General features: G+C 42.4%; 22 protein-coding genes. 3 read left to right on the forward strand and 19 right to left on the reverse strand.

Translation table 11 applies throughout. The annotated features are described in order from the left end of the window. Positions 1–4: 4 nt before the first annotated feature. Positions 5–565 carry a DNA-3-methyladenine glycosylase I gene (locus BM176_RS18945; RefSeq protein WP_090105864.1) on the forward strand — a complete coding sequence of 187 codons (561 nt, stop codon included), beginning with the start codon at positions 5–7 and terminating at the stop codon, positions 563–565. Positions 566–647: 82 nt separating this feature from the next. On the opposite strand, the gene BM176_RS18950 is transcribed toward BM176_RS18945, so the two are convergent. From BM176_RS18950 to leuC, 15 genes are all read right to left on the reverse strand, one after another. Next, complete coding sequence (locus BM176_RS18950) at positions 648–2,180, reverse strand: ATP-binding protein (RefSeq protein WP_090105865.1); 1,533 nt, start codon at positions 2,178–2,180, stop codon at positions 648–650. Between the two features lie 178 nt (positions 2,181–2,358). After that, positions 2,359–3,408, reverse strand: a complete 1,050-nt coding sequence (locus BM176_RS18955; RefSeq protein ID WP_090105866.1) for a cytochrome-c peroxidase — start codon at positions 3,406–3,408, stop codon at positions 2,359–2,361. Further along, on the reverse strand, positions 3,405–4,109 hold the full coding sequence (locus BM176_RS18960; RefSeq protein WP_090105867.1) for an MbnP family protein: 705 nt from the start codon (positions 4,107–4,109) through the stop codon (positions 3,405–3,407). The genes BM176_RS18955 and BM176_RS18960 overlap by 4 nt, the downstream gene beginning before the upstream one ends. Before the next feature lie 302 nt (positions 4,110–4,411). After that, positions 4,412–5,662, reverse strand: coding sequence for an L-fucose:H+ symporter permease (fucP, locus tag BM176_RS18965; RefSeq protein WP_090105868.1), 1,251 nt, complete (start codon positions 5,660–5,662; stop codon positions 4,412–4,414). 117 nt (positions 5,663–5,779) lie between these two features. After that, positions 5,780–6,562, reverse strand: coding sequence for an L-fucose dehydrogenase (locus BM176_RS18970; protein ID WP_090105869.1), 783 nt, complete (start codon positions 6,560–6,562; stop codon positions 5,780–5,782). Between the two features lie 19 nt (positions 6,563–6,581). Beyond that, positions 6,582–7,409, reverse strand: a complete 828-nt coding sequence (locus BM176_RS18975; protein ID WP_090105870.1) for an amidohydrolase family protein — start codon at positions 7,407–7,409, stop codon at positions 6,582–6,584. A 22-nt stretch (positions 7,410–7,431) separates the two neighbouring features. Further along, on the reverse strand, positions 7,432–7,761 hold the full coding sequence (locus BM176_RS18980) for an L-rhamnose mutarotase (protein ID WP_090105871.1): 330 nt from the start codon (positions 7,759–7,761) through the stop codon (positions 7,432–7,434). Between the two features lie 54 nt (positions 7,762–7,815). Beyond that, complete coding sequence (locus BM176_RS18985) at positions 7,816–8,667, reverse strand: fumarylacetoacetate hydrolase family protein (protein ID WP_090105872.1); 852 nt, start codon at positions 8,665–8,667, stop codon at positions 7,816–7,818. A gap of 15 nt (positions 8,668–8,682) precedes the next feature. Further along, on the reverse strand, positions 8,683–9,414 hold the full coding sequence (locus BM176_RS18990) for a hypothetical protein (protein WP_090105873.1): 732 nt from the start codon (positions 9,412–9,414) through the stop codon (positions 8,683–8,685). 26 nt (positions 9,415–9,440) lie between these two features. Then, a complete protein-coding gene (locus BM176_RS18995) occupies positions 9,441–10,223 on the reverse strand; it encodes an SDR family NAD(P)-dependent oxidoreductase (RefSeq protein WP_218162236.1) in 783 nt (260 codons plus the stop codon). 229 nt (positions 10,224–10,452) lie between these two features. After that, positions 10,453–11,961, reverse strand: a complete 1,509-nt coding sequence (locus tag BM176_RS19000; RefSeq protein ID WP_090105874.1) for a 2-isopropylmalate synthase — start codon at positions 11,959–11,961, stop codon at positions 10,453–10,455. Positions 11,962–11,981: 20 nt separating this feature from the next. Then, positions 11,982–13,061: a 3-isopropylmalate dehydrogenase gene (gene leuB / locus BM176_RS19005; RefSeq protein WP_090105875.1), complete on the reverse strand. Its 1,080-nt coding sequence runs from the start codon at positions 13,059–13,061 to the stop codon at positions 11,982–11,984. 67 nt (positions 13,062–13,128) lie between these two features. Beyond that, the gene (gene leuD / locus BM176_RS19010; protein WP_090105876.1) at positions 13,129–13,728 is read right to left on the reverse strand and encodes a 3-isopropylmalate dehydratase small subunit; all 600 of its coding nucleotides are present in this window, start codon (positions 13,726–13,728) and stop codon (positions 13,129–13,131) included. 43 nt (positions 13,729–13,771) lie between these two features. After that, entirely contained in the window at positions 13,772–14,542 is a 771-nt protein-coding gene (locus BM176_RS19015; protein ID WP_090105877.1) for a methyltransferase domain-containing protein, read from the reverse strand. Positions 14,543–14,544: 2 nt separating this feature from the next. Further along, the gene (gene leuC / locus BM176_RS19020; protein ID WP_090105878.1) at positions 14,545–15,942 is read right to left on the reverse strand and encodes a 3-isopropylmalate dehydratase large subunit; all 1,398 of its coding nucleotides are present in this window, start codon (positions 15,940–15,942) and stop codon (positions 14,545–14,547) included. Between the two features lie 184 nt (positions 15,943–16,126). On the opposite strand from leuC, the gene BM176_RS19025 reads away from it, so the two are divergent. Then, complete coding sequence (locus BM176_RS19025; RefSeq protein WP_090105879.1) at positions 16,127–17,680, forward strand: hypothetical protein; 1,554 nt, start codon at positions 16,127–16,129, stop codon at positions 17,678–17,680. Positions 17,681–17,853: 173 nt separating this feature from the next. Here BM176_RS19025 and BM176_RS19030 read toward each other — a convergent pair whose 3' ends face one another. Continuing rightward, entirely contained in the window at positions 17,854–20,736 is a 2,883-nt protein-coding gene (locus BM176_RS19030; RefSeq protein WP_090105880.1) for a glycosyl hydrolase, read from the reverse strand. 345 nt (positions 20,737–21,081) lie between these two features. Here BM176_RS19030 and BM176_RS19035 point away from each other — a divergent pair, with 345 nt between their 5' ends. Next, positions 21,082–23,196, forward strand: coding sequence for a T9SS type A sorting domain-containing protein (locus BM176_RS19035; RefSeq protein ID WP_090106136.1), 2,115 nt, complete (start codon positions 21,082–21,084; stop codon positions 23,194–23,196). Positions 23,197–23,333: 137 nt separating this feature from the next. Here the strand turns inward: BM176_RS19035 and BM176_RS19040 are convergent, their stop codons facing one another. From BM176_RS19040 to BM176_RS19050, 3 genes are all read right to left on the reverse strand, one after another. Then, entirely contained in the window at positions 23,334–24,404 is a 1,071-nt protein-coding gene (locus BM176_RS19040; protein ID WP_090105881.1) for a Gfo/Idh/MocA family protein, read from the reverse strand. A 3-nt stretch (positions 24,405–24,407) separates the two neighbouring features. Beyond that, positions 24,408–25,283: a YegJ family protein gene (locus BM176_RS19045; RefSeq protein WP_090105882.1), complete on the reverse strand. Its 876-nt coding sequence runs from the start codon at positions 25,281–25,283 to the stop codon at positions 24,408–24,410. Positions 25,284–25,353: 70 nt separating this feature from the next. After that, positions 25,354–26,451, reverse strand: coding sequence for a hypothetical protein (locus tag BM176_RS19050; protein ID WP_090105883.1), 1,098 nt, complete (start codon positions 26,449–26,451; stop codon positions 25,354–25,356). Position 26,452: the final 1 nt, after the last annotated feature.

Raw genomic sequence — 26,452 nt, forward strand, 5'->3', positions numbered from 1 at the left:
GGTTATGGAGGAACCTATCAGATGTGGCTGGGCCACCAAAGACCAACTTTACAAAGATTATCATGATCACGAATGGGGCACACCTCTCCACGATGATGTACGCCTGTTTGAGATGCTAAACCTGGAAGGTGCGCAGGCCGGTTTAAGCTGGCATACCGTGCTTATTAAAAGAGAGAATTACCGCAAAGCATTTGATAACTGGGATGCGAAAAAAATAGCACGTTATACCGATAAGAAAATAACTGCCCTGCTGGATAACCCCGGTATTATCCGCAACCGTCTCAAGATAATGGCTACAATTACTAATGCCAAAGCATACCTCGAAGTACAAAAAGAGTTTGGCAGTTTTGATCAGTATATCTGGCAGTTTGTAAATCACCAACCTATCGTAAATCATTTTAAAAAGATAACAGAAGTTCCTGCCAAAACAGCGATCTCTGATGCTATGAGCAAGGATCTGTTAAAACGCGGGTTTAAGTTTGTAGGCTCTACGATTTGTTATGCGTATATGCAGGCTACCGGAATGGTGAATGATCATATTGCGGCTTGTTGGAAAAGTATCTGAAAATACTAAAGGTGAAATTATTATTCAGACTGATTTAATTCCATGTACTTCTATGAATGAAGAATATGGTTACCCAGAATTTCTATTCTACTTCCTTCACCAGAAATTCTTCTACAGACCGTTTTTCAGAAGAAAAATTAATACCAATCGCTATTTTCTTTCTGGAATCTGATTGATAAGAACGCAAATAGCCCTTCTCAAAGATCTGATCGAGAGCTGCCCGTGCTGTGTCATTCAGCTTCAGCTCTAATGCAAAAATATATTGGTCAGTAAATACCAGGATATCACATCTGCCGGTAGAACTATGTACTTCGCTGCGTACATCAAGTCCTAAACGCTTAAAAGAAAGGTGCACAATAATATGAAAGATAGATTCGCTTTCCGCTTTCCAATGATCATAAGGAATGGTAGACAAAAGTGCGTCCAGTGCTTTTATCATTTGAGGAATATCATTATTCTTCAATGCCTCACTCAAATCATCTGTAACCACCATTGAGTCATTGCCTGGAAATACATTCCTGTAAGCACTCAGTAACGCATCTGTCAAGCTTTCCTCCACTTCCGCATTCGGATATCCAAGATTATACAATCTTTTATTAGAATTATATCCTTTAATTGTCAGATAACCGGTTTGAAACAAAACCTGCACAGTTGAAATATGCTCCACACTAAAATTGCTCAGGGCATTTTCCCCAATATGCACATTCTCCAGATTAAACTCCCTATTGTTTCTCATCAGGTTCACTAACCAGGTTGGCGTACCTGTTTGAAACCAGTAATTCCGGAAATCACGACCATCCATATATTTCAATACAGAAAATGGATTATATACACGTTCAGCATCTTCATGCCAGGCATATCCGTTATACCACAATTTCAGTTTACTTAACAAATCCGGTTGATGGGGCTGTATCTCTGCAATCTCTTCTGCAAAATTACTTTCCAGTTCCTGTTGGGTAATACCGGTAATAGTTGCATATTTACGATATATAGTAATATCATTCAGATTATTCAAATCAGAAAAAATACTCACTTTGGTAAACCTGCTTACACCGGTAATAAGCAACAAGCGAATATATTCATCAGCATCCTTTAGTACAGAATAGAAACTCTTAAAAACAGAACGATTCTCTTCTACTTTCTCTAAATCTTCCAGGTAATCCGTAATTGGTTTATCATATTCATCAATCAGGATTACCACCCGGCCATTAGCTGAAGCTTTACGTATTAATTCTTCAAACCTTCCTTTTAAATGACTGGATTCCAGTTCTATGCCCAACTCTTTTGCCACAACACCCATTTCCAGACTGAGCGCCTCATACAATCCTAATTTCTGATAATCAAGCTTGCTCAGCCTTAAGTGTATTACGGGATGTATCTGCTCCCAATTCCATTGATCATGGATCCAAAGTCCCTCAAATAGTTTTTTGTTGCCACTAAAAATCTCCTTAATAGTGGACAACAACAGGGATTTACCAAAGCGTCTGGGACGACTAAGAAAATAATACTTCCCTGATTCTATCAGATTATAGATTAGTTGGGTTTTATCGATATATAAAAAACCCCCATTTCTTATTTCCCCGAAATCCTGTATACCTATTGGGTACTTTCTCATGCTAACAAAGATAAATTAAAATTCATGACAAATGCCTTGCTATACCCTGAGAACCAGCGCACCAAACGGCTTGGAGATCGCAGTTTGTTTTTCTACTACCCCTTTTGTGGCCAGATAAACATCATTTAGAATAAAACCATATTAAAGGTGAGTTACCCATTTTGAAACATATGAACTATCAATCAACTATCATTACTTCTTTCAACTCTTTATTATTGAGAAAATTCTTATCTGTCAACGTATTGAGGAACATATATAACTGCCTTTGTTCTTTTGCTGATAAAGGAATCCCGTTTTTCACCAGTGGATCTATTGTATTTCCCTTCTCCTGTCCATGATCATACATCGCAAATACCTTGAAAATATCAAAGAATCGTCCGTCGTGCATGTAGGGGGCACTCACTAATACATTACGCAGGGAAGGGACTTTAAACTTCAGATAATCGGCCGTATTATTAGTGATCTGCATCCGGCCAATATCATTCATGGATGGCAGATAAGGTAACCCGTTATTGCGCACACTGAAATCTGTAAAAAAGGGTTCTTTATGGCAGGCTGCACATTTCTGCTGAAAGGTTTTATACCCGCCCTGCTCTTCTGCTGTAAAAGATACGCCCGGCGATTTTCTCATCACACTATCATATTTCGATTCGAAGGAGATCATAGTTGCCATGAATTGAGCAAGTGCTTTCAACATCCGCTGACTGGTTACTTCTTCTGTACCAAATGCTGCTTTAAACATCCTGCGGTAAGTCTTATTCCCCTGTAAACGGGTGATCAGTTCTTTCAGATCCATACCCATCTCATTCTCATTCATGATAGGTGATAAAGGCTGCACTTCCAGGTGATTCACTCCGCCATCCCACATAAAGTCTTTTTGCCAGATCAGGTTAAAAAGCGTGGGTACTGTACGCGTTGTCATCCGGCCCATGATCCCGTGACTCAATGAATGATCAAAGTGTCCGAAGGCAGCAAACTGCTGGTGACAAAACCCACAGGAAACTGAACTATCGCGGGATAGTTTTCCATCATAAAACAGGTAGCGGCCCAATGCAACTCCTTGTCTGGAAAGCGGATTCTGTGAGAAGTCGTACACTGGTTTGGGCAACCCAGGGGGTAACACCAGGGTATAGTACTCCGGACCGGGATCACCGGCATGACTGTTCATGTCTATGATCAGCAACCACAGGCAAAAAACAGAGAGTAGATATACCGCTTTACGAGTCATTTTTGATGTATTGAAAACATATGCTGATAATTATCTGCTATACGGTCTGCCGGCGTTCCGGGTGTCATAAAACCTGCCAGTTGCCGGAAGCTGATCCCCTGAAACCAACTGTAAGCATCTCCCACAAGGCTGAGATTCGATGCACCACTTCCAGAAATAACCAATGTTTGCGGAAGAGGTAATGTTACCATACGCTGAGTGATATGCGGAGCCCTGTAACCACCAATATGAAACTCAATCCTGTGTCCGGGTAGTTGGGAAGAAGGAGAAGCCCCTTCCAGCTTCGCCATGATATAACCACTGTTCCAGGTCCAGAACATGCCATATAAAGGGTCTAATGCGCCGCTCTGTGCCCCACTGCAGTTCAGTAAGCTGTCTACACCTATCTGGAAAGAAATGCTGTTATAATGCCCTTCTGGAAGCTTTAAGCTAATCATCTTTGATGCTACACTATCCTCACTCACCAAAAAACATCCTGATGCGGTTCTTACTATCCGACCAGTGGTATCTGTTAAAGAGAAATTACTAAGATAATATTTGAATAGGGTGATGTTAAAAGTATCTCCAGCAGCATTCAGATAAGTTGTATTACCCAATACCATAGGCACACCCTTTACAGCATGGCTCAGCCTTAGCTGCAGGGTTTGTGCTTCTACTCCTTTCAGGACAAACAGGCAAAAAAGTAACAGGCGCCATTTCATGGAGTGAAAGTAAGGCAAAAAGGGGAATGGGGAAACGTTGTGCTATTAAGTTCGGAAAGTCTTCGGAGCATCTCCCAGGAGAGTTGCTAGTGAGTAACACTTTTCATAGGAGATTGGTAAGTGTTTGATAGGACATTTATCTACTTAGAATCTATTGTTTTATAGGAAAAATAAAAGCTGGTCTAAAAAGACCAGCTTAAACGTTTTTTGACTTTTTTATCCCGGGACTTATTCTTCAAGATAGAAATCAGCCCCAAATAACATTAATTCAATTCATCCTGCTAAAACAGATAACTCCTGACTTATCTCAACGTCCTTTTATACCCCCATCCGCCATAGAAGAATACTACCAGGAAACAAATGAGTGGTACACCATAAGCTAAAGCAGTAGATTGTTTATCTGCTACTGTTCCCATTACAAAAGGTACAATCGCACCTCCTACAATAGACATGATCTGGAAAGAGGCACCCTGTTTGGTATGGATTCCCAGATCCTTCACCCCTAATGCAAATATGGTAGGGAACATTATAGACATAAAGAAGAAAATAGCAATCAGGGCATATACTGATAATGCACCATGTCCAGCCATCACAACAGCACAAAGTGCGACATTGATCAACGCGTACAGCATCAGTAATTTATTGGCCTGCACCTTTTTCATAATAGCGGTACCAATAAAACGGCCAGCCAGGAATAAGATCATACCTATGGATAAGAGATAGGATGCTTCTTTACTACTGGTTCCTTTCCAATATTCCGTGGCGTAATTAATAAACAACGCACCTACCCCAACCTGTGCTGCCACATAAAAGAATTGTGTGATCACTCCCAATACAAAATGTGAATGTTCAAATAATGGTTTTGTATTTGCAATGCTTTCATTCCCGGCTTGTTCTTCCTCTTTTATCTCCGGCAAAGCAGTACGGTAAAAGAACACAGCAATCAGCAATACCACTACACCAATGATAATATATGTAAGCTGAACAGTAGAAAGATCTTTCACACCACCACCACTTTCTTTATCTTCAAAAAACAACATGGCACCTATTATTGGACCGAGAAAAGAACCCAGTCCATTAAAGCATTGTGAAAGGTTCAAACGCTGTTCGGATGTTTCGCGGCTGCCTAATACTGTCACATATGGATTGGCCGCTGTTTCCAGACAAGCCAGACCACAGGCCAATATAAACAGGGCTATCAGAAAACCATTAAAGCTAAGACTGCCTGCAGCAGGATAGAATAAGAAAGCGCCTATAGCATATAGCAGTAATCCAAGAATAATTCCTCGTTTGTAACCATACTTATTCATGAATAGTCCTGCCGGTAATGCCATCAGGAAGTAGGCACCGAAATAAGACAGCTGCAATAATGTGGAGCGTGATTTTGTAACATTTAATACTTCCTGAAAATGCTTATTTAATACGTCCAGTAATCCGTATGCCAGTCCCCATAAAAAGAACAGGCTGGTAACGAGGATGAGCGGAATGAGATAACTTTTATTTGTATCAATGTTTGCCTTAACGGTGGAATTTGGAACTGCAGCTCCTGCCATGATAGGTAGTTTGTTGTGATGAAATATATTAAGTGGGCCGGCTAAAGCCCAGGAAGCTAAACCGCTTTTACGCGATTCTTAGCGCCTTCATTTTACTCTTTAGCCGGCTCTTATAATTTAACTGATTGATCTGTCCAGGTGCGTATATCCTCCATCAACATAAACGATCTGGCCGGTTGTATGCGCCGATAAACCGGACAATAAAAACACGGTCATATTCGCTATTTCAGCGGAAGTAGTCATGCGTTGTTCCAGCGGAATCTTTGATACAATAGATGCCAGCTTCTCCTTAGGATTAGGCAGGGAGCTGATCCAGGTTTCATACAGTGGTGTCCACACTTCTGCCGGAATCACTGTATTTACCCGTATGCTATAAGGCAACAGTTCTACAGCCCACTCACGGGTCAGTGCATTAATACCTCCTTTGGAAGCTGCATAACCGGAAGTATTACCCTGACCGGTATCTGCTACTTTAGAACCAATATTCACAATATTCCCTTTGGTAGTTTTCAGGTATGGCAGGGCATAATGCGCCAGGTTGTAATAGTGTGACAGGTTCTTTTGCAGGGAAGCCATGAATTTTTCAGGACTGCCACTTTCCAAACCTACCCCATCATTCACACCTGCATTATTCACCAGACCATCTATACGGCCATATTGTTTTATTGTAAAGTCGATTACTTTTTTACAATCTGCCACTTCTCCCAATTCAGCGGTAACGCCAATAGCTTTCCCGCCTGCAGCTGTAATTGCTGCTACTGTTTTATCGTTATCTTCTGCACTTCTTCCGGCAATAACCGCGATACCACCTTCTGCCCCTACCAGTTTAGATATAGCTTCTCCGATTCCTTTAGCTCCACCTGTAACTATAAATACTTTGTCTTTTAATCCCAGATCCATGTGAATGGTTTAATTTGTTTTAAAGATTGTAAAACCTTACTGCGTTTCCGCCCATGATATTTGCCTGTTCTGTAGCAGTAAGGCGACTGATATAATCAGTTACCAATTGCTTTACTTCCGTATAAGAGCCAGCTAGCTTGCACACCGGCCAGTCTGAACCAAATAACAACCTGTTGGGTCCAAAAGCGTCCAGTGCCACATCCAGGAAAGGAGCAAAATGTGCAGGCTCCCAGTGTTGCCAGTCGGCCTCTGTAACCAGTCCGCTCAGTTTGCAATATACATGCGGTTCTTTTGCAATGGCCCGCATATGTTTTTCCCATTCCTTTATATCGCCGGATTTGAAATCCGGTTTAGCCATATGGTCTATTACGAGACGCAGTTGCGGGAATTTCTTCACGAAAGCAGTAACGGCAGGTAACTGTAAAGGATACACCAGTATATCGTATGTAAAATAATACTTTGCCAACGCATGTATACCGCGGCAAAAATCTTCCCGTAACAAAAATTCAGGATCAGGCTCTCCCTGTACAATGTGTCTGAATCCTTTTAACTTACTGAATTGATTGTACCAGGTAAGTCGTTCGTGGATATTATCTGCACACAGGTCTATCCATCCTACTACTCCTTTTATAAAATCATTTTTTGCCGCCAGATCCAGCAGGAATGCTGTTTCATCTTCAGACTGATCTGCCTGTACTGCCACACAACCATCTACATTGTTTTCCATTAATACAGGCAGCAGATGATGTGGTAAAAAATCATCCTGAATCACTTTCATATCATCTGTGATCCAGGCATCCTTTACCGGGTTATAATTCCAAAAATGCTGGTGCGCGTCTATTATCATTATTTCATAACGTTAAATCGTACTATAGCGCAAAGATCTTATCCATCTTCACCCATTTCTCTCCGGGCTTAGCAACCGGCAACGCCTGCTGATATTTCCACATCAGTGCTTCCCATTCCTGCACTTTAGGATTAGCGGCATCCGCTGCATCCTTCTTTGCACTGTCAAAAGTATCATTCACTTCCATGATCATGAACAATCTGTTCATGATCCGGTATATTTCCATATTCTCTATGCCATAATCAACGATACTCTTTCTTATCTCAGGCCATATTTCGCGGTGATATGCCTCATATTCCGCAATCAGGACAGGATCATTCTTCAAATCTAAAGCCAGGCAATATCTTTCCATAAGTTATAAATTACGATTGACACACTATGTTATATATGACAAATGGCTACCGGCCTACTTATATGCAACTGCTGTCTGTTTGGATGTTCCCATTCCGTCAATACCCAGTTCAATCACATCTCCTGCTTTGATATATAACGGTGGATTCATACCCAGTCCAACACCTGCAGGTGTACCTGTAGAGATCACATCACCCGGAAGTAATGTCATAAACTGACTAAGGTAAGAAACGAGGAAAGGTATTTTGAAGATGAGATTAGCGGTAGTACCATCCTGCATTGTTTTACCATTAAGGGTCAGCCATAAGCGCAGATTATCCACATCCTTAATTTCTTCCTTAGTAACCAGCCATGGGCCAAGTGGGGCAAAGCTATCACAGCTTTTTCCTTTCACCCATTGTCCGCCACGTTCCAGCTGAAATTCACGTTCACTGTAATCGTTATGCAGGCTATAACCAGCTATATAATCCAGTGCATCTTTCTCTTCAACATAACTTGCCTTTTTGCCGATCACGACTGCCAGTTCCACTTCCCAGTCAGTCTTCTGACTGTTACGTGGAATGATCAGATTATCATTAGGACCTACAAGTGAAGACGTACTTTTAAAGAATACGATTGGTTCTTTCGGGATCTGTGCATTCGTTTCCTTAGCATGATCCGCATAGTTCAACCCGATGCAGATGATCTTGGAAGGACGTTGTACAGGTGATCCAAGACGGGTACCTTCAGCTATTGCGGGACAATTTTTCGCATGCTCTCCCCACCATTTTGACAGGCGGCTTAATCCATCTGTTTCAAAAAACTTTTCTCCAAAATCTTCTCCGAATGCACTTACGTCAAAGTTTCCGGTAGCTGTTGCAATGCCCGGCTTTTCTGCTCCCGGTGCTCCAAATCGTATCAGTTTCATATATTTCTTTGTTATTTACATGTTTGTAATCTGCAGATGCCCGTCTTTCACGCTCACATCCGCTATGTTTTTAATTATAGATCCCTTCGCAAATATTACGGTGCAGTTTTCGGGATGTTCTTTTGCAGAGATAATTCCTCCGCTGTATCCATCCGGAACCGGCAGGCGCAGTGTTTTATTTGCACCACCAAATTCTGCATACACATAAACAGAATCTGTAGTAGTAATAGCAGGCTGAATTTTAACAATGAAATCTGCAATGATATTACCTGATGTAATGTTCCTCCTGTAATTTTTTGTAACAGTGGTTGTCAGATCCAACTTTCCGAGCCCCTCTTTTTGTTCCGCATATTGCCATACTGCTGCCGGAGGTGTACCTACCTGGTTAATTTTCAGGTCAGAACCATCTACGCTGGCATGATAATAACGGGTGTTACGTTTCTTCATCAGTACGCCAATGTAACAGCTGTTAGGCTTATCCCATACCGTACGATACAGGTCAGCGGCCTTTGCATCATCTGCCAGCGGCAGATCAAAAGTCTTTTCCTTAGACTGGCCATTCATCTCAAAAGCAATCGTCACCCGACCAGTATCACCTGTAGGAAATGATACAGCTACTTTCCCTCCGGGAGTAGCCGGTGTAAAATTATCTCCTGCCGCTCCATCAGCGGATCCATCAGGTTTTTTACCAGATTCATTGCAGGCAAAGAAAATTGTGATAAGCAGTAAGAATGACCAATTTTTCATAGAATACAGTGGTTTATGGATGCAATTTAATTGTTCAATCTTATAAATCCACCATCTAACGGGTAATCAGTTCCTGTAATGAAACCAGCTTCAGCAGAACAAAGGTATAAAGCAAGCGTACCTACTTCATCCGGTTTAGCCATGCGGCCTATCGGCTGCGTTTTAGACAACTTTTCAAACATCTCCTGTTCTTTGCCGGGATAGTTTTTGCTAATAAACCCATCTACAAATGGTGTATGCACGCGTGCAGGTGAAATACAGTTGCAACGGATACCATCGTTGATATAATCTTTAGCTACAGACAATGTCATTGTCAGTACAGCTCCTTTACTCATGGAATAAGCAAACCTGTCCGGAATCCCTACGCTGGAAGCAATAGATGCCACATTAAGGATCACTCCGCTTTTCTGCTCCTTCATTTGTTTGATGGCGGCATACATGCAGTTATAGGTTCCTTTTACATTCACACTGTATACTCTGTCCAGATCTTCTTCAGTAGTGGTTTCCAGCTTACCAACATGTGCAATTCCTGCACAGTTCACCAGGATATCAATACTCCCTGCAGCTTTAATAATGTTTTCCATGGTCTGGATAACAGTGGCCTGCTGTGCCACATTACAACCATGTACGGTGGCTTTCCCGCCCGCTGCGGTGATATCAGCTATCGTCTGACGGCCACCTTCTTCATTCAATTCTATAACGTGTACAGCTGCACCCTGTGCGGCAAATACCTTTGCAATGGCTTGCCCAATACCACTACCACCACCCGTAATTACAGCCACTTTACCATCTAATCTGAACAGGTTCATAATATGCGAAATTTAAGGGTTCTAAAATAGCCCTTTTAACAAGGGTAAATCTATCTTTTTTTAACCGTAGCTTGTAGTTTCTTACCATATTTTACTTTTTTTTACTGGAATAAGCTTAAAAAGCAATTATTGGATACAAATAATAAGGTTTCGAAAGCAATTGAACTAAAATTAAAAGGCTGCCTCAAAAGTATGAGACAGCCTTCTTATTTCAATATTATGATATATGCTAGTAGATCTTATTGAGTGTATCTACATAAGCATGGATAGATGCATTTACAATATCAGTAGAATAACCGTAGCCATAATAAGACTGACCTTTGTATATCACCCGCATGTTTACCTTACTCACATCTTTACTACCACCGCGCATAGACTGAATGTTAAACTCATCTATATGGATATCATCTTTAATGATCTCATGGATAGCATTGATAGCTGCATCTACAGGACCATTACCTGCAGCGCTGGCTTCTTTTTCCTCTCCGTTTATTTTCAGTTTCACCGTTGCCATAGGGCGCAGCGGGTCTCCGCATACTACCTGTAACAAGGTAACTTTAATAGCTTTATCATCATAGTTGGTAGCATCACCATCACCCATCAGTTCCATCAGGTCAGCATCACTGATCTCTTTCTTCTGGTCGGCAACCACCAGGAAGCGGTGATATACTTCATCCAGATTTACTTTATCAATGTTGTAACCCAGGCGCTCCAGATGATGCTTCAGTGCATGACGACCACTACGAGCTGTGAGGATGATAGAGTTGGAAGGAATACCAACATCTTCCGGATTCAGAATCTCGTAGTTTTCACGATGTTTCAGTACACCATCCTGGTGAATACCGGAACTATGTGCAAAGGCATTCCGTCCGATGATCGCTTTATTAGCCTGTACCGGCATACGCATCATGGTTTCCACCAGGTTGCTGATACCATAAATCTTTTTGGAATTGATACCGGTATGATATCCGAGAGTATGATGCGTTTGCAGGATCATAGCTACTTCTTCCAGGGAAGTATTACCTGCGCGTTCTCCGATACCGTTGATGGTACATTCTACCTGACGTGCACCGTTCATCACACCTGCAATCGTATTGGCAGTTGCCAGTCCGAGGTCATTGTGACAATGTACAGAGATGATAGCCTTATCAATGTTGGATACATTATCCATCAGGTATTTGATCTTGGCACCATATTGTTCCGGCAGACAGTAACCATTGGTATCAGGAATGTTCACCACAGTAGCACCTGCTGCAATCACCGCCTGTATCATCTTTGCGAGATACTCGTTGTCTGCACGACCAGCATCTTCTGCGTAGAATTCGATATCATCTACATATTTGCGGGCGTATTTTACAGCATCAACTGCACGTTGAAGAATATCTTCACGGGTACTGTTGAATTTATATTTGATGTGCATATCGGAAGCACCAATACCTGTATGGATTCGTTTGCGTTTAGCAAAACGCAGGGCTTCGGCAGCAGCATCAATATCTTTTGTATTGGCACGTGTTAATGCACATATTACCGGTAAACTTACCGCTTTGGATATTTCAACCACGCTCTGGAAATCACCTGGACTTGAGATAGGGAAACCGGCTTCAATAACATCCACACCAAGGGCCTCCAGCTCTTTTGCTACTGTAATTTTCTCAACAGTAGTTAATTGGCATCCAGGCACCTGTTCACCATCGCGGAGAGTAGTATCGAAGACGTATACACGATTTTTATCGCTCATCTTTAGTTGGTTTATTTAAGTTAACTCAGATTTTCTAAAACCTTTGCACCCATTGCATCGGTACCCATTATCAGGTGATTGTCAGTATGCTTGTTGGCAATATCCATTGTACGGTAACCTTGCTTAAGGGTAGCATCTACGGCTTTGATCACGCGCTGTGATTCATTCTTCAAACCGAAGGAAATATCCAGCATCAGTGCAGCAGACAATATGGATGCCAGTGGATTAGCAATACCTTTACCTGCAATATCGTGAGCAGAACCATGTATAGGCTCGTAGAACCCGGTACTGTCGCCTATTGAAGCAGATGCCAGCATACCCATAGAACCCGCAATCTGTGAAGCCTCATCTGTTAAGATATCTCCAAACAGATTACCTGTTACTACCACATCGAAACGTTTAGGATCTTTGATCAGCTGCATCGCTGCGTTGTCTATGAACATATGTTCTGTTTCCACATCAGGATATTCTTTCGCAATTTCCTGCACTACTTCACGCCACAAACGGCTTGCTTCCAGCACATTTGCCTTATCCACAGAACATAGTTTGTGACGGCGTGTGCGGGCTGCTTCATATGCTTTACGGGCAATACGTTCTACTTCATAACGGTGATAGATCATCAGATCAGATGCCGTATTACGGTCTTCTGTACGTTTCTTTTCACCAAAGTATACATCACCGGTCAACTCACGGAAGAACAGGATATCTGACCCTCTCAGGATTTCCGATTTTATGCTGGATGCTTCCAGCAATTCATCAAACAGTTTGATAGGCCGCAGATTGGCATATAAACCCAGCTCTTTACGGATCTTCAGCAGGCCCTGCTCAGGTCTTACTTTCAGCGTAGGATCATTATCGTATTTAGCATGGCCGATAGCACCAAACAGGATGGCATCACTTTTACGGGCTTTCTCCAATGTTTCATCAGGAAGCGGAGTACCGGTAGCTTCTATTGCAACATGCCCCATGATGCCTTCATCAAAAACAAAATTGTGCTTAAAGTTTTCAGCAATTGTTACTAATACTTTCTGGCCCCAGGCTGTTACTTCCTGACCAATGCCGTCACCTGGAATAACTAGTATCTTTTTGTCTACGCCCATTTAGTTGACTGTTAATTTAAATGATGTTTTAATATGAAATGTACAGCGAAACCAGTAATGTGAAAAGTTAAAAATTAAACTCCCTGCCTGCTTCGTAAGTTTCAATTTCCTTACGCAGACTCAACAGGTAGTCAATATCATCATAACCATTGATCAGACATGCTTTCTTATAAGGATTGATATCAAACTTTGCTTCATCGCCGGTAGACAAGATACGGATGGATTGCTTTTCTATATCTATTTCCAGCTGAGTATTGACATCTTTATTTATTTCGCTGAAAATCTTTTCCAGGAATTCATCTGTTACCTGTACGGGTAAGATGAAGTTGTTCAGCGCATTGTTTTTAAAGATATCTGCAAAGAAACTGCTCACCACAACTTTAAAACCAGCGTCGCCGATAGCCCAGGCAGCATGTTCACGGGAAGAACCACAGCCAAAGTTTTTACCTGCTACCAGCACTTCCCCTTTGTAGGTAGGATTGTTCAGCGCAAAATCTGCTTTGGGCTGATTGTTGGAATCATAACGCCAGTCGCGGAAAAGATTTTCTCCAAATCCATCCCTGGTAGTAGCTTTCAGGAAACGGGCCGGGATAATCTGGTCAGTATCAATATTTTCTATTGCAATAGGTACTGCAGTGGAAACTAAATGTTGAAAGTTCTTACTCATTATATCTGGCCTCTTCGGTGAAGAGGGCTTTACTTTTTGATGTTTAGAGATCTTTTTCTTCTGCTGGTTCTATTCTCTCTGCTTTAATGCGCAGCCTTACATACTTTGTATACCATTTACCGTTGCGGAAATTGGTAGCACGAAGTGATTCCTGTGCTTCCTGAAGGATGATCTCCTGATCTGCTGCCGGCACTTCTTCAAAGATGTGGTCGCCAAACATACGGATCCATTCAATGATTCCGTTCTCAGGGTCGGCCAGTTCGGTTTCGCGGTCAAAGTACTGTACCTGGTTTACACGGAAATCGTATTCTTCCAGCAGGGAAGTATACTCTCCTACTGAAGGGAAATACCAGATCGGCTTATAAGTGTATCCATGCTTTTGCATTGCCTTGTCCAGCGCCCCAATTATATCATCCACATTTCCCTTTCCTCCCATTTCCAGTACCAGGCGTCCGCCGGGCACCAGGTGCTGATAGATACGGTCCAGGACTTTCTCTTTCTGACGGATCCAGTGGAGGACGGCACTGGAAAAAACAGCATCAAACTTTTCCGGTAATGTAAAAGAGGTAGCATCTGCCACTACAAATTTAACGTCCGGGAAGTGGTTCTTTGCGCTGGCTATCATGGCAGCAGAACTGTCTAAACCTATTACCTGTGCGCCGGCAGCAGCCAGTTGTGCGGTGAGCTCTCCTGTGCCACAGCCCAGGTCCAGGATCTTTTCCCCTTCCTTTGGTTCTAGCCATTCCACCAGGCTATTGCCATATTGGAATACAAAAGCATGCTTTTCTTTATACAATTCAGCGTTCCAGGCCATAGTTATACTAATTCTCTTACGTCAGTTACTTTTCCGGTAATTGCGGCAGCAGCGGCAGACAGTGGGCTGGCCAGGAAGGTACGGGCGTTTGGACCCTGACGACCTTCAAAGTTACGATTGGAAGTAGAAATACAATACATACCAGCCGGAATCTTGTCTTCATTCATACCCAGGCAGGCAGAGCAGCCGGGTTGACGCAGCTGAAAACCTGCAGCTTCAAATATTTTATCTATTCCTTCCTTTTTAGCCTGTGCCTCTACCTGTTTGGAACCAGGTACTATCCATGCTACAACTCCTTCTGCTTTATGTTTTCCTTTCACAAACTCTGCTACCAGTCGCAGATCTTCTATGCGGGAGTTGGTACAACTTCCTATAAACACATAATCCACCTTTTTACCCAGCAGTCCGCTACCAGGTTCCAGGCCCATATATTCCAGTGATTTTCTGAAAGACGCTTTTTCTTTCTCCTCCATCTGCTCTACAGAAGGAATATGCTGAGTAACTCCTATTCCCATACCAGGATTGGTACCGTAGGTGATCATCGGTTCGATATCTGCTGCGTCAAAGGTGAGCGTTACGTCAAATTCTGCATCTTTATCGGTAGATAAAGTCTTCCAGTAAGCCAGCGCTTTATCCCAATCTGCTCCCTTTGGTGCAAATTCACGGCCTTTAATATATTCGAAAGTAATCTCGTCGGGCGCTATCAGTCCACCGCGGGCCCCCATTTCTATACTCATGTTACAGATGGTCATACGGGCTTCCATGCTCAGGCTGCGGATTGCCTCACCGGCATATTCCACAAAGTACCCTGTAGCACCGGATGCGGAGATCTTCGAGATGATATACAGAATGATATCTTTGGATAACACTCCTTTTTTCAGCTGCCCGTTCACTTCAATCTTCATGCGTTTTGGACGGTATTGCAGAATGCACTGGGTAGCCAGCACCTGTTCTACCTCCGAAGTACCAATACCAAAAGCGATGGCACCAAAGGCACCGTGTGTGCTGGTATGACTGTCGCCACAAACGATGGTCATTCCCGGCAGGGTTATTCCCAACTCGGGCCCTATCACGTGAACGATACCCTGGTAAGGATGGCCCAAACCATATAGTTCTACTCCAAATTCTTTTGTATTGGTGGTCAGCATTTCTACCTGCTTACGGCTCAATGCTTCTTTAATTGGCAGATGCTGATCAATTGTAGGTACGTTATGATCGGCCGTTGCTCTTGTTTTAGCGGTACGGAACACGGGGATACCTCTTTTACGCAAGCCATCGAATGCCTGCGGACTGGTTACCTCGTGAATAAAATGCGTGTTGATATATACTGCATCCGGAAAACCGGGTTTGCTAAGTACCACGTGGCTATCCCAGAGTTTATCAAATAATGTTTTTCCCATCCGTAATTACTTTTTAGAAAATGACGCAAATTGCGTTTTATGCTTCCTTCCTTTGTTTGTATCTTCAAAGCTAATAGGCAATGGTTATTACTATATAGCTAAATTTGGCCTAATTACGATATGTAACTACACCTGATGATCATCACTTATTTGATTATCAGTCAATTATAACACATTATTAACGATGTCCAACAATCATCAGGATGCCCTCTTCATACTAATAAAAACGCTTACAAAGGCCGAAAAACGGAATTTCCAACTCGCTTTCAATAAAAACAACACTAAAGAGGACGTTTTATTCATTCAGTTGTTTAACACCCTGGACAAATCGAAGGAATATGACGAAGAACTGATTCTCAAAAAGATTCCCGCAATTAAAAAGCAACAGCTTAGCAACGTAAAAGCTCATCTATACAAACAACTACTCACTACATTGCGACTGCTCTACAAGCAGAAAGACCCGCTAATAGACCTGCGGGAGCAATTAGATTATGCGCGTGTATTGTACAGTAAGGGGTTATATAGCCAAAGCCTGAAGATCCTTTCCCGTGCCAAATCAATGGCTATGGAACAGGAAGAAGTAATGCTAAGCTATGAAATAATAGAATTCGAAAAACTGATAGAGAGCAGACACATCACCCGCAGTCTCGAGAACCGGGCAGATGAACTGAGTGCAGAATCCAAACAGATAGAACTGCGGCTCAGCAATGTAAGCCAGTTGTCCACCCTCTCCTTGCGCATGTATGGTCTGTACCTGAAACTGGGGCATGCCCGCGATGCAAGGGACGCAGAAATGGTAAAGCTATTCTTTGAAAAAGAATTGCCTCCCAACTGCAATTCAGACATGAGCTTTTACGAAAAGATCCATCTGTACCAAGCCTATAGCTGGTATTACTATATTCTGCAGGACTTTGTAATGTTCTACCGGTACACCCAAAAATGGGTGGACCTCTTCAAGGAATACCCTTCCCTGCAACGGACCGATGTAGAGCTCTACATCAAAGCCATGCATAACCTGCTGACGGCCCATTTTTACACCATGAACCACGATAAGTTCATGCGGGTACTGGAACAGCTGGAGACTTTCAATGCCGAAAACCAGGAATCCTTTAACGAAAACACCAAAATATCCGCTTTTGTGTACCTGTACACAGCGCGGATCAACAAGTATTTCCTGGAAGGCACTTTCAGTGAGGGATTATCCCTGGTTCCCCAGCTGGAAGCGGAAATAGCAGAACACCAGCTGAAAATAGACCAGCACCGTGTACTGCTTTTCTATTACAAAATTGCCTGCCTCTACTTTGGAAGTGGCGATAACAATAAGGCGATCGTTTACCTGAACAAAATCATTCATCTACGAATAGGTAATTTACGTGCTGATATACAATGTTTTACGCGTATCCTTCACCTGATAGCACATTACGAACTGGAAAATTACAGCCTGGTAGAATACCTGATCAAGTCTGTTTATCATTTCATTGCCAAGAATAAGGATTTAGGGCAGATGATGGAAGAGATCCTGAAATTCTTACGTAAAAATATTTACGCAAATCCTAAAGCATTACGCACCGCTTTTGCCGATCTGAAAGAGAGACTGGTACAACTATCACAAAATCCTTATGAAAGAAGGTCTTTCCTGTACCTGGATATTATTTCCTGGCTGGAAAGTAAAATTGAAGGGATTCCGGTTCAAAGTGTTATTCATCGTAAATTTGTGAATAAGGAAAAGCGTATTTAAAGATACCCTGAATATTACACTGACGGGGTACAAAAAGTATAGAAACGGTTTTGAGATTCGATCATCCTTCGTTCATCCTTCGTTAAAAGACGAAGGATGAACGAAGGATGATCGAATCTCAAAACCGGCTTATTCCTGTTTACTTCCTTTCTATGGAATAGTTAAGTACTATCTTATTTCAACACGCCGAGTGTTACCGGTCCCAATAACCCGGCAGGCAACACCTTCCATTCCGGTCTGATAGTCACATTAGTACGGGTAAAACGCTTTTCTGCCGGCAGATCCCTGTCTCCTACCAACCTGTTATGCCAGCTGTTTATCACTTCCACTTCCAGGATGTTTTCTCCGGAATGTAAAACACCATTCACTGCTACCTGAAACGGTGGAGCCCAAACCACCCCCAGGTCTTTACCATTCAATTTCACATGAGCTATTCCAAGATCTTTTAAAATGCCCAGGTCAATGTGCAGGGATTGACTGCTATCTCCTTTCCAGGTAAATGATTTCTGATACACCGCACTACCGGAATAATAACGGATACCAGGATCCGGGTTATCGGCCCAACTTGTAAGCTGAGGAAAAATAGTAGTAGCCGGTCCTCCCCAGGTAGTATCAAAATGTACCTGCCATGCACCTTTTAAAGTGTCCAGAGTTATAAAGCGGGGAGCAGTTACATTAGCCTGTTGGTTAACAGGAATTGGCTCTCTGAATACAATGAACCAGGAGCCATAAGGAGAGAATTGTACGGGGACAGTCGTTGTCCCGTTTTGCTGTGTATATGCAGTTGCTGGTTTGGTATTTCCGGTAACAGGATCCCAGAATTCCGGCAGACGGCCACTTACACGGAAGGTAAATTCGGCTGTGGTAGATAACGGTTGTTGATTGCTGATGAAATAATAATCCAGGGTATCTTTCCTGTGATGAATGTATGGAAATGAAAATGTAGTACTATCTGTTTTCACACTGCAATCTGCCAGAATATTGTGATTCAAAAGCCATTCAGCAGCAGTATATCCCCAGGCAATTGTGCCTTTACCAATGCGAAGACTCCCCTGCTCACTTTCTTTATCTCCCCATAATGTATGCGCTAATTTTGTAAGCTGCTGTTCTGCTGCCACACCTCCTACCAGGCTTGCAGTACTATGTGTACGTAGCCCGATAACAGTTGCGCCATCATTCACCAACTGAGATACTTTTTTTAGAGCAGCCAGCGAGAGTACTTTATGATTTGGCAATACTAATACACGGTATTGCATTCCATGTGGCAAAGTAATTCTACCATCCTTTACACTCAGTACCAGCAGGCGGTCTTCATTGATCACATCATAATCAAATCCTGGCAATGCGCCTGCAGGATCATCTTCTTTAAGGCGTGCAATATTAGGCACATGATCTCCGTAATAATATAGTACATCTGCTACGAAATTCCCTTGTTGCATCATGTATTGCACACGGCCCATGTAAGAAAAAAAAGCATCTGAATATTTCCACCAGGTGGTATTGGGATTAAAGTGTGTGCCCGCAAAATACTCCTGTCCGGGTAATCCCATTTCTTTGGGAGAAGCAGTGAAAGTATGCAGCAATGTGAGGTTCAATCCTGCGCATACTTCATGATCAAAAGCAGGTTTCATCTGTTCCCATATCACATCATCCCAGTGATGCCCGATAGAAGTAAATGCCTCTGCACCTACCAGTGTTTTATTGTAGATATGTGCAGCACTGGCAGCCTGTTTCACAAAGAACCTGCTGCCGGGAACCGGCCTGTGGCCGGAGGGTGACCAGAACTCTCCCATCATGATCTCACTATGACCAAAGTTTTTCAATCCATCGAACGGACCAGCATGCGGGCCTGCAGATTCCGGCTGTATACCCATTCCAAAAGCAGCTGCTTTCTGCTGAAATATTTTATAATGATTATCAGCCACACAATCACTGATTGTTTTACGAAAATCATTCAGGAAGCGGTCGCTGACTGCAGGATTATCAATGATCTTGCCTGCCACTACCGGCAAATAAGGTAGCAAGTCATATCCTCTGCGGGTAAGAAATTCTTTCCGGAAGTTCTCCGTCCAGTTAACTCCTCCCAGTTCCCAACTGTCTGTTTGCAGGTAACGTAAAGTAGTACCAGCATCCGTTCCAATACTCTCCAGTAAAGGTTTTACATGTGTATCCCAGTAACCGGTAAAATGCTGCGGATTAAGATAATCTATCACCAGTCCCTGCCACTTACCACTTGATGTTGAAATACGTGCACCATTATTGGTATAACCAAAACGCATGATCACCCATTTACCCGCAGGAGCTTTCCATTGCAATAATCCGGTGCTATCCATATAACGGGAAATGTCTTTTACTTCTGCAATATGTGCATCTGCTTTACCATTAACATCATCATCCATCACATAAGCAGGTGCATTGCTGTATAACCCTTCTGTATTACTATGCTGAGCATTAGACAATAAAAAACGTGTATCCGTAGCTGATCCTCCCACTTCACTGAAAGCAGCTTTTTGTTGCAAATTATTTAAGCGGGTAATACCAGTTGTATCGTGCAGCGGAAAAGCCAGCACAGCGATGTCCCTGTAAAAATTTAACCGGGATGATGGTAGTGATAATTGTTGTTTTACAGTGCCATTCACAATAGTTTCTGACCAGGTGATCCGCTTGGAGGCTTCCTGTGGTTTAGTATCGGGCGCACCCAGGTTCCAGCCACTCTGGATATTCAGACTTAATACCAGTCCTAAGCGTTTCGCTTCATGCACTGCATGCAGATATAATTCCCGCCACGCAGGAGAACCAAATAAAGGACCTTCCGGAACCTGTGCATTCCCCCACTGATCTGCACCACCGGCATCAAAGATGCAGGCACCACTAAAGCCTTTATCCTTCATAGCTTCCAGATCGCGCGTGATGGATTGTTTAGTAACATTCCCATTCAGCCACCACCACCAGCAACGGATACCGTATGTTGTAGCAGGATGTGCAAATCCGGAAGTAGTCTGCGCTACGCAGGGTTGAAATATCAATAGCAGGAAGAATAAGGGCAATGTCTTCATTCGTGGTTAATTCATTCACAAACAAAGTACAAGAAAATCTGAAATGCTGTCAGAAAGATTTACAATACGTTTCCCTTCTTTAGCTGATTTACGTGCAGCTTCCAGGATCTTTACAACAATGAGATTACGCCGCCTCGTCAACCAAACGTACCAGATAATCTCTGCGCCAAATGTTATTGATAAATACACCTCGTCTGACGTAAATAACAGGTGAGCTTAATTGAAAAACTATCTGGCAGATGCAGTGTATTTATGATCAATAATAATCCGATTCTGATATATTTGCCTGTCTGCATCAGATTCCTGGCAAATCACCGTTTACAATTGAAAGAAACCCACTTTCCTATGTCAAAACGACCCATTTCATTGTTGCTTATGTTCATGTTATTAACAGCAACCCTTAGGGCGCAGGTAGCCCTTGAAGCTCAGTCAGTTACCGGAAAAGTAATAGCCGGTTATCAAGGATGGTTTACCTGTTATGGAGACGGCTCTCCGGTTGCCAGATGGAGCCACTGGTCCGGCGGTGTATATCAATCCAACAACGGTTACCCTGCTCCCGGCCATCTCAGTTTTGAAGCTTACCCTGATGTAAGTGAATATGCACAATTATTTCAGACAGGCTTTGGTAATTTAAGCGATGGAGGTCCATCCAAATTGTTCTCTTCTTACCCACTGGCAACATTAGATCTGCATTTTAAATGGATGCAACAGAATGGCATTGATGGCGTAGGTCTGCAACGCTTTTTAGGGGAAACAAAAGATGGTGTATTCAAAGCTCATAGAGACAGTGTAGCAGTAAGAATGCGACGTGCAGCAGAAAAATACCAACGCATCTTTTACATTATGTATGACCTGAGTGCAGATGACACTACTTACTTTAAGACTGACTGGTCACACATTGAGAATGACCTCAATGTATTGTCTTCTCCGTATTATGCACATCAGAATGGTAAACCAGTGATCTGCTTGTGGGGCTTCGGATTCACCGGACGGCCAAATGCTCCTGTGCAAAGCCTGGCTATCATCAACTGGTTAAAAAGGAAAGGATATTATGTGATAGGTGGAGTGCCAACCAACTGGCGCAACGGTACTGATGATTCTTTCAGTGGATACAGCGATGTGTACAAAGCCTTTAATATGATCTCACCTTGGTCTGTAGGACGTTTCATAGATACCGCCGGTGCAGATACTTTCAGGGTACGCCACCTCGTTCCTGACCTTACCTATTGTAATGCCAATGGCATTGATTATCAGCCGGTACTTTTCCCCGGCTTTGCATGGAGTAACTGGAATGGCGGGACAAAAAACCAGATTCCACGCAACAAAGGAGAGTTCTTCTGGCACCAGTTATACAACGTTAAGAATCTGGGCATAAGCACCGCTTATATAGCAATGTTTGATGAATATGACGAAGGCACCGCTATTGCAAAAATGGCAGACAGTTACCTTACCATTCCCGGCAATCAGTATTTCTTAACCACCAGTGCTGATGGTACTTACATCTCTCCTGACTTCTACTTAAGACTGGCAGGACAAGCCACTAAAGTACTAAAAGGAACAGCTCCATTAACAGCCAATGTGACCATCCCTTATGTTGCTGCACCAAACTGGCTGAAGACAAGCCTCGAATCAGGATATGATGCGGCGCTCACCTGGACAGACAGTGCAGAACCAACTTCTGTTCCTAAAAACATACTGGGATATAACGGTACAGCCACCCCCATTTGTGGAACAGTATCCGGCGAAACCAGTCATAGCGGCAATTACTCCATCCGTGTAGCCGGACAGGATAATGCTGCTGCAACCGCTTCTTTTTACTACTTCAGATCTTTTGATGTAAACATTCCTGTTACGACAAATACAAGACTCAGTTTCTGGACCTATCCTACCAATACGTTGTCGAGATATGTGTCTGTTGATTTAATATTTACAGATGGTACGGCTTTACGCAACACTGCTGCGACCGACCTCAATGGTGTATCTATGCATCCGGGCGCAGGTCGGGGTACAGTAAATACATGGCAGCAAACATCCAGTTATATTGGTAACTGGGTGAGTGGTAAAACGATCGACAGGATTGTGATTGCATATGATCATACACAGGAAACGGGCAACTTCAAAACATACATTGATGATATCATCATCAATGACACAACACTGGTGTCGGCGCCAACAATTGCCAGTGTGATTGATGTCGGAACTGATGAAGAAAAAGGAGTGACTATTTTTCCACAACCTGCTGATAACATGGCAACCATAAAATTCAGCAACGATTGGAAAGGGCTCACTGATATTACGATCTTAAATGCAGGAGGATACAGGGTAAACAGACAAACAGTAAGTGTAGATGGGAACCAGATATTATTGCAGGTAGATCAATTGCCAGCTGGTGTATATTTTGTACGCATCAGTAACCGTACAAAAAAAACAACAAAGCGATTAGTGATTGCAGGAAGATAGTTTTTGTTTATAATACTATTATTGCGCTGATCTGAAAGGTCAGTGCAATAACAATATTTTCTGGGCTGACTAAAAGTAAAATGAAGACGTTAGAGTCCGAAAGAGGAGATCCTTTTTAGTCAGCCCCAAAATATCATTTATAACACAATACGTTTCCCTTCCTTAGCTGATTTACGGGCAGCTTCCAGGATCTTTACAACAATGAGATTATTGCTGAGCGAAGAGAGATCATTCTCCGGATGGATAGTACCATTTAACACTGCTGTGAGATAAGTGATATTATCCTGATAAACAGCCGCAGGTACATTCACCGGCTGATAAGTATCTTTCTGGCGTTGCTGCATGGTATTACTGTTCAACGCATGCAGGTATCCTGATTTACCAAATACCTCCCAGTCTTTAATACTAAAAGGCCAGTTCCATGATGCTTCAATAATACCAGTAGCTTCGGGATATTCAAGCAGAATAGTAGCATCATCATCTACTTTAGGATATACATCGGGCTTAATATGGCGGGCTATTGCAGTCACTGCAACCGGCGCTTTTCCATCCATGAGCCAGGTCATCAGATTAGCACCATAACAACCAAAATCCATAATGGCACCTCCACCGTTTTTTACAGGGTCTGTTAACCAGTTCAGGAAATCTTTACTGCATCCTATTTCTTTTGGTCCCTCATGTCCATCATGCACCACCATTTTTCTCACAGATCCTACAGCATTTTGCGACTTTACAAGCGTATATAGTTGCTGGTTACTATCGTACCAGGTAGTTTCATAATTCGTCAGTAACTGGATATGATATTTATTTGCTAATGCAGCCATCCTTTCTGCCTGCGCTACTGTTGTAGCCAATGGTTTTTCTACCATTACAGCAATTCCTTTAGGAGCACAGGCTTCTACCACATCAATATGTTCTGCCACCGGATTATATCCAAGTACAGCATCCGGATGTGTTTTCGCCAGCATGGAAGTAAGATCTTTGTAAAAGAGTGAATCCGGTAGCTGATAACTTTTCTTATAACGTGCTACCAGTTGCGCATCTGCTTCAGCAATGCCGGTAATGATCACCTGTCCTTTTTTATACTGATGCATCAACAAGTGTACATGATCGTGGCTAAGCCCTGCTACACCTACTCTTAACGGTTGCTGTGCTACTACTGTAAGAGTAGATAGTAATAATATGCTGTAATAAAATAGTTGCTTCATATGTTATCCTTCAATACCTAATACTTTCCAACCATCCTCATTTTTAAATGTATAGATCTTTTGTACACTTCTTCCACCATCTGGGAAAACGCACACCTCTGTGATGAGATAGAGGTTGTTTGAAATCTTTTCCCTTAGCGGGTATACACGATCAATATCTTTAAATAAGGGAAAGCCCTCTTCTGTGAGATTTTTAATGAATGACTGTCTTAACACTTCTGCAGTTGCCTGGAGAATATCTTCATTATCCAGAGTGCGATGCATTCCCTTTAATAATAAACGTGCTTCTTCCTCAAAGTTCTTACAGGAAATAGCTTTGTCAATATCCTGGTCATCATATGCATCTTCAAGACACAAAATAGCGCCTTCAGGAGTAGAAAAGTCATGTATGAAATAGTCTACCCCTTCATCGATATAAAGACCCGCCATTCTATCGAATTCCAGTCTTTCAGACTCTGGTAATCCATCCCTGATTGCCCTGATGGTATATCCGCCAACAAGGCGGCCATCTTCAATAATCATCCAGTCGGAAATATATTGCGATTCTATGCCGATGCGTTGATTTACCGAAACAGAAGATACACTCACCGGTTTATTACCAACTATACCATAAAGATTGCCTTCATCATCAAAACTGGGTGTTGTTAACCACAGGTGTTCATGATAGAGGCCATCCTCAATTAATACTTTAACAGAAAAGTATTGCTGATGAGATTGTGGAGCAGTCAGGCTGTTCTGAAAATAATGCAGGGTTGCTCTTGCCTTTTCGATGGCCCAGTTCATTCGTATATCATCACCCGCAACATTTACCACAGGAAGGGATTCTTCATCCTTTGCAGGCTCTTTACGCTTGCCAAATAATCTCGATAATAATCCCATAGTAGTAGTAGTTGGGGGGAGGTTAATTTAAATATATTAAAACGTAGTTAAAGATAAAACTATTCGTTGATTATTGTATTTCCTGTAAGGGAGGTTCATAACGGTAATACCTGTAATAAAAGATCCCGAACGCAATAAGCTGTAACAAAACTACCGCAAACCAATATAAGTATGCGAGGTTTAGGAACAATACTCCTACTATGATGAGGAATACCCAGCGGTAATATTTATCCTGGTCCAGCTGTGGAAAATATAGCAGGCTGCGCAACAATATCAATACAGATGTTCCTTCCATGAGGAATAGCGGTAGATCTACTACATTGGTTTTCAGCAATAAGAGTATATATTCCGGGAGTAACAGTACAAAATAGGTAGCCACTGTTTGCACATACCTCTTCCATAACAAAATAGGTAAATGAGGAATTGTTGATAGGTAGAGATCGTCAAAACGACGGTGGTTAAACACTAATATACTGTGCATCAACAGGTTGACAAGCAAACCCACCAGAACCACGCGTTTATCATACTCTTCTCCTATAAATGTGCAGGTGAACAACAGGATCACAGCGCCGATAAACTTAGTAATGGCCAGCGACTTTACATTTCCATTGAGTAGTTCATAAATATAAAACGTCCACAACGGCTTACGGACAAGGCGGTTTAGCCAATCCTGCCAGGTACTGAACAATGAAGTAGTTCCCGGGTGTTTTATTTTACGTTCATAACTCCAAACAGCCAGTATAATCATCAAAATATTAAATAGTAAGATAGAGGCCGCTGCGATATAATGACTATCCTTAAAAGCGATCAGGATAGCCGGAATGCTATATAATAATACAGGAGAATAAAGTGACAACTGAATCCTTAGCAGTGTGCGCCGTTTAGGACCATCTTCCAGGATACCCAGGGTGCCATATAGAAAAATATTTTCTTTGGCAGACAGTGTTTTATGTACATAACCAACACATTTAAGGGTGTACAACAGCCAGAGCAATAATACCAGCAGCAACATAGCTATATTGGATGTAAAAGCTGTTATTAAGGTAGTATGATAAGAGATCAGTTGTCCTCCCGGGACTATCCCAAAGAAGAAATAGAATACCGCAAGGAAGAAGCCGGTATTACGGGCATAAAATTGTGTAATGAATATTTTAGATAGCGCCATCATA

This window comes from Chitinophaga sp. CF118, from assembly GCF_900112615.1.
GTDB lineage: Bacteria > Bacteroidota > Bacteroidia > Chitinophagales > Chitinophagaceae > Chitinophaga.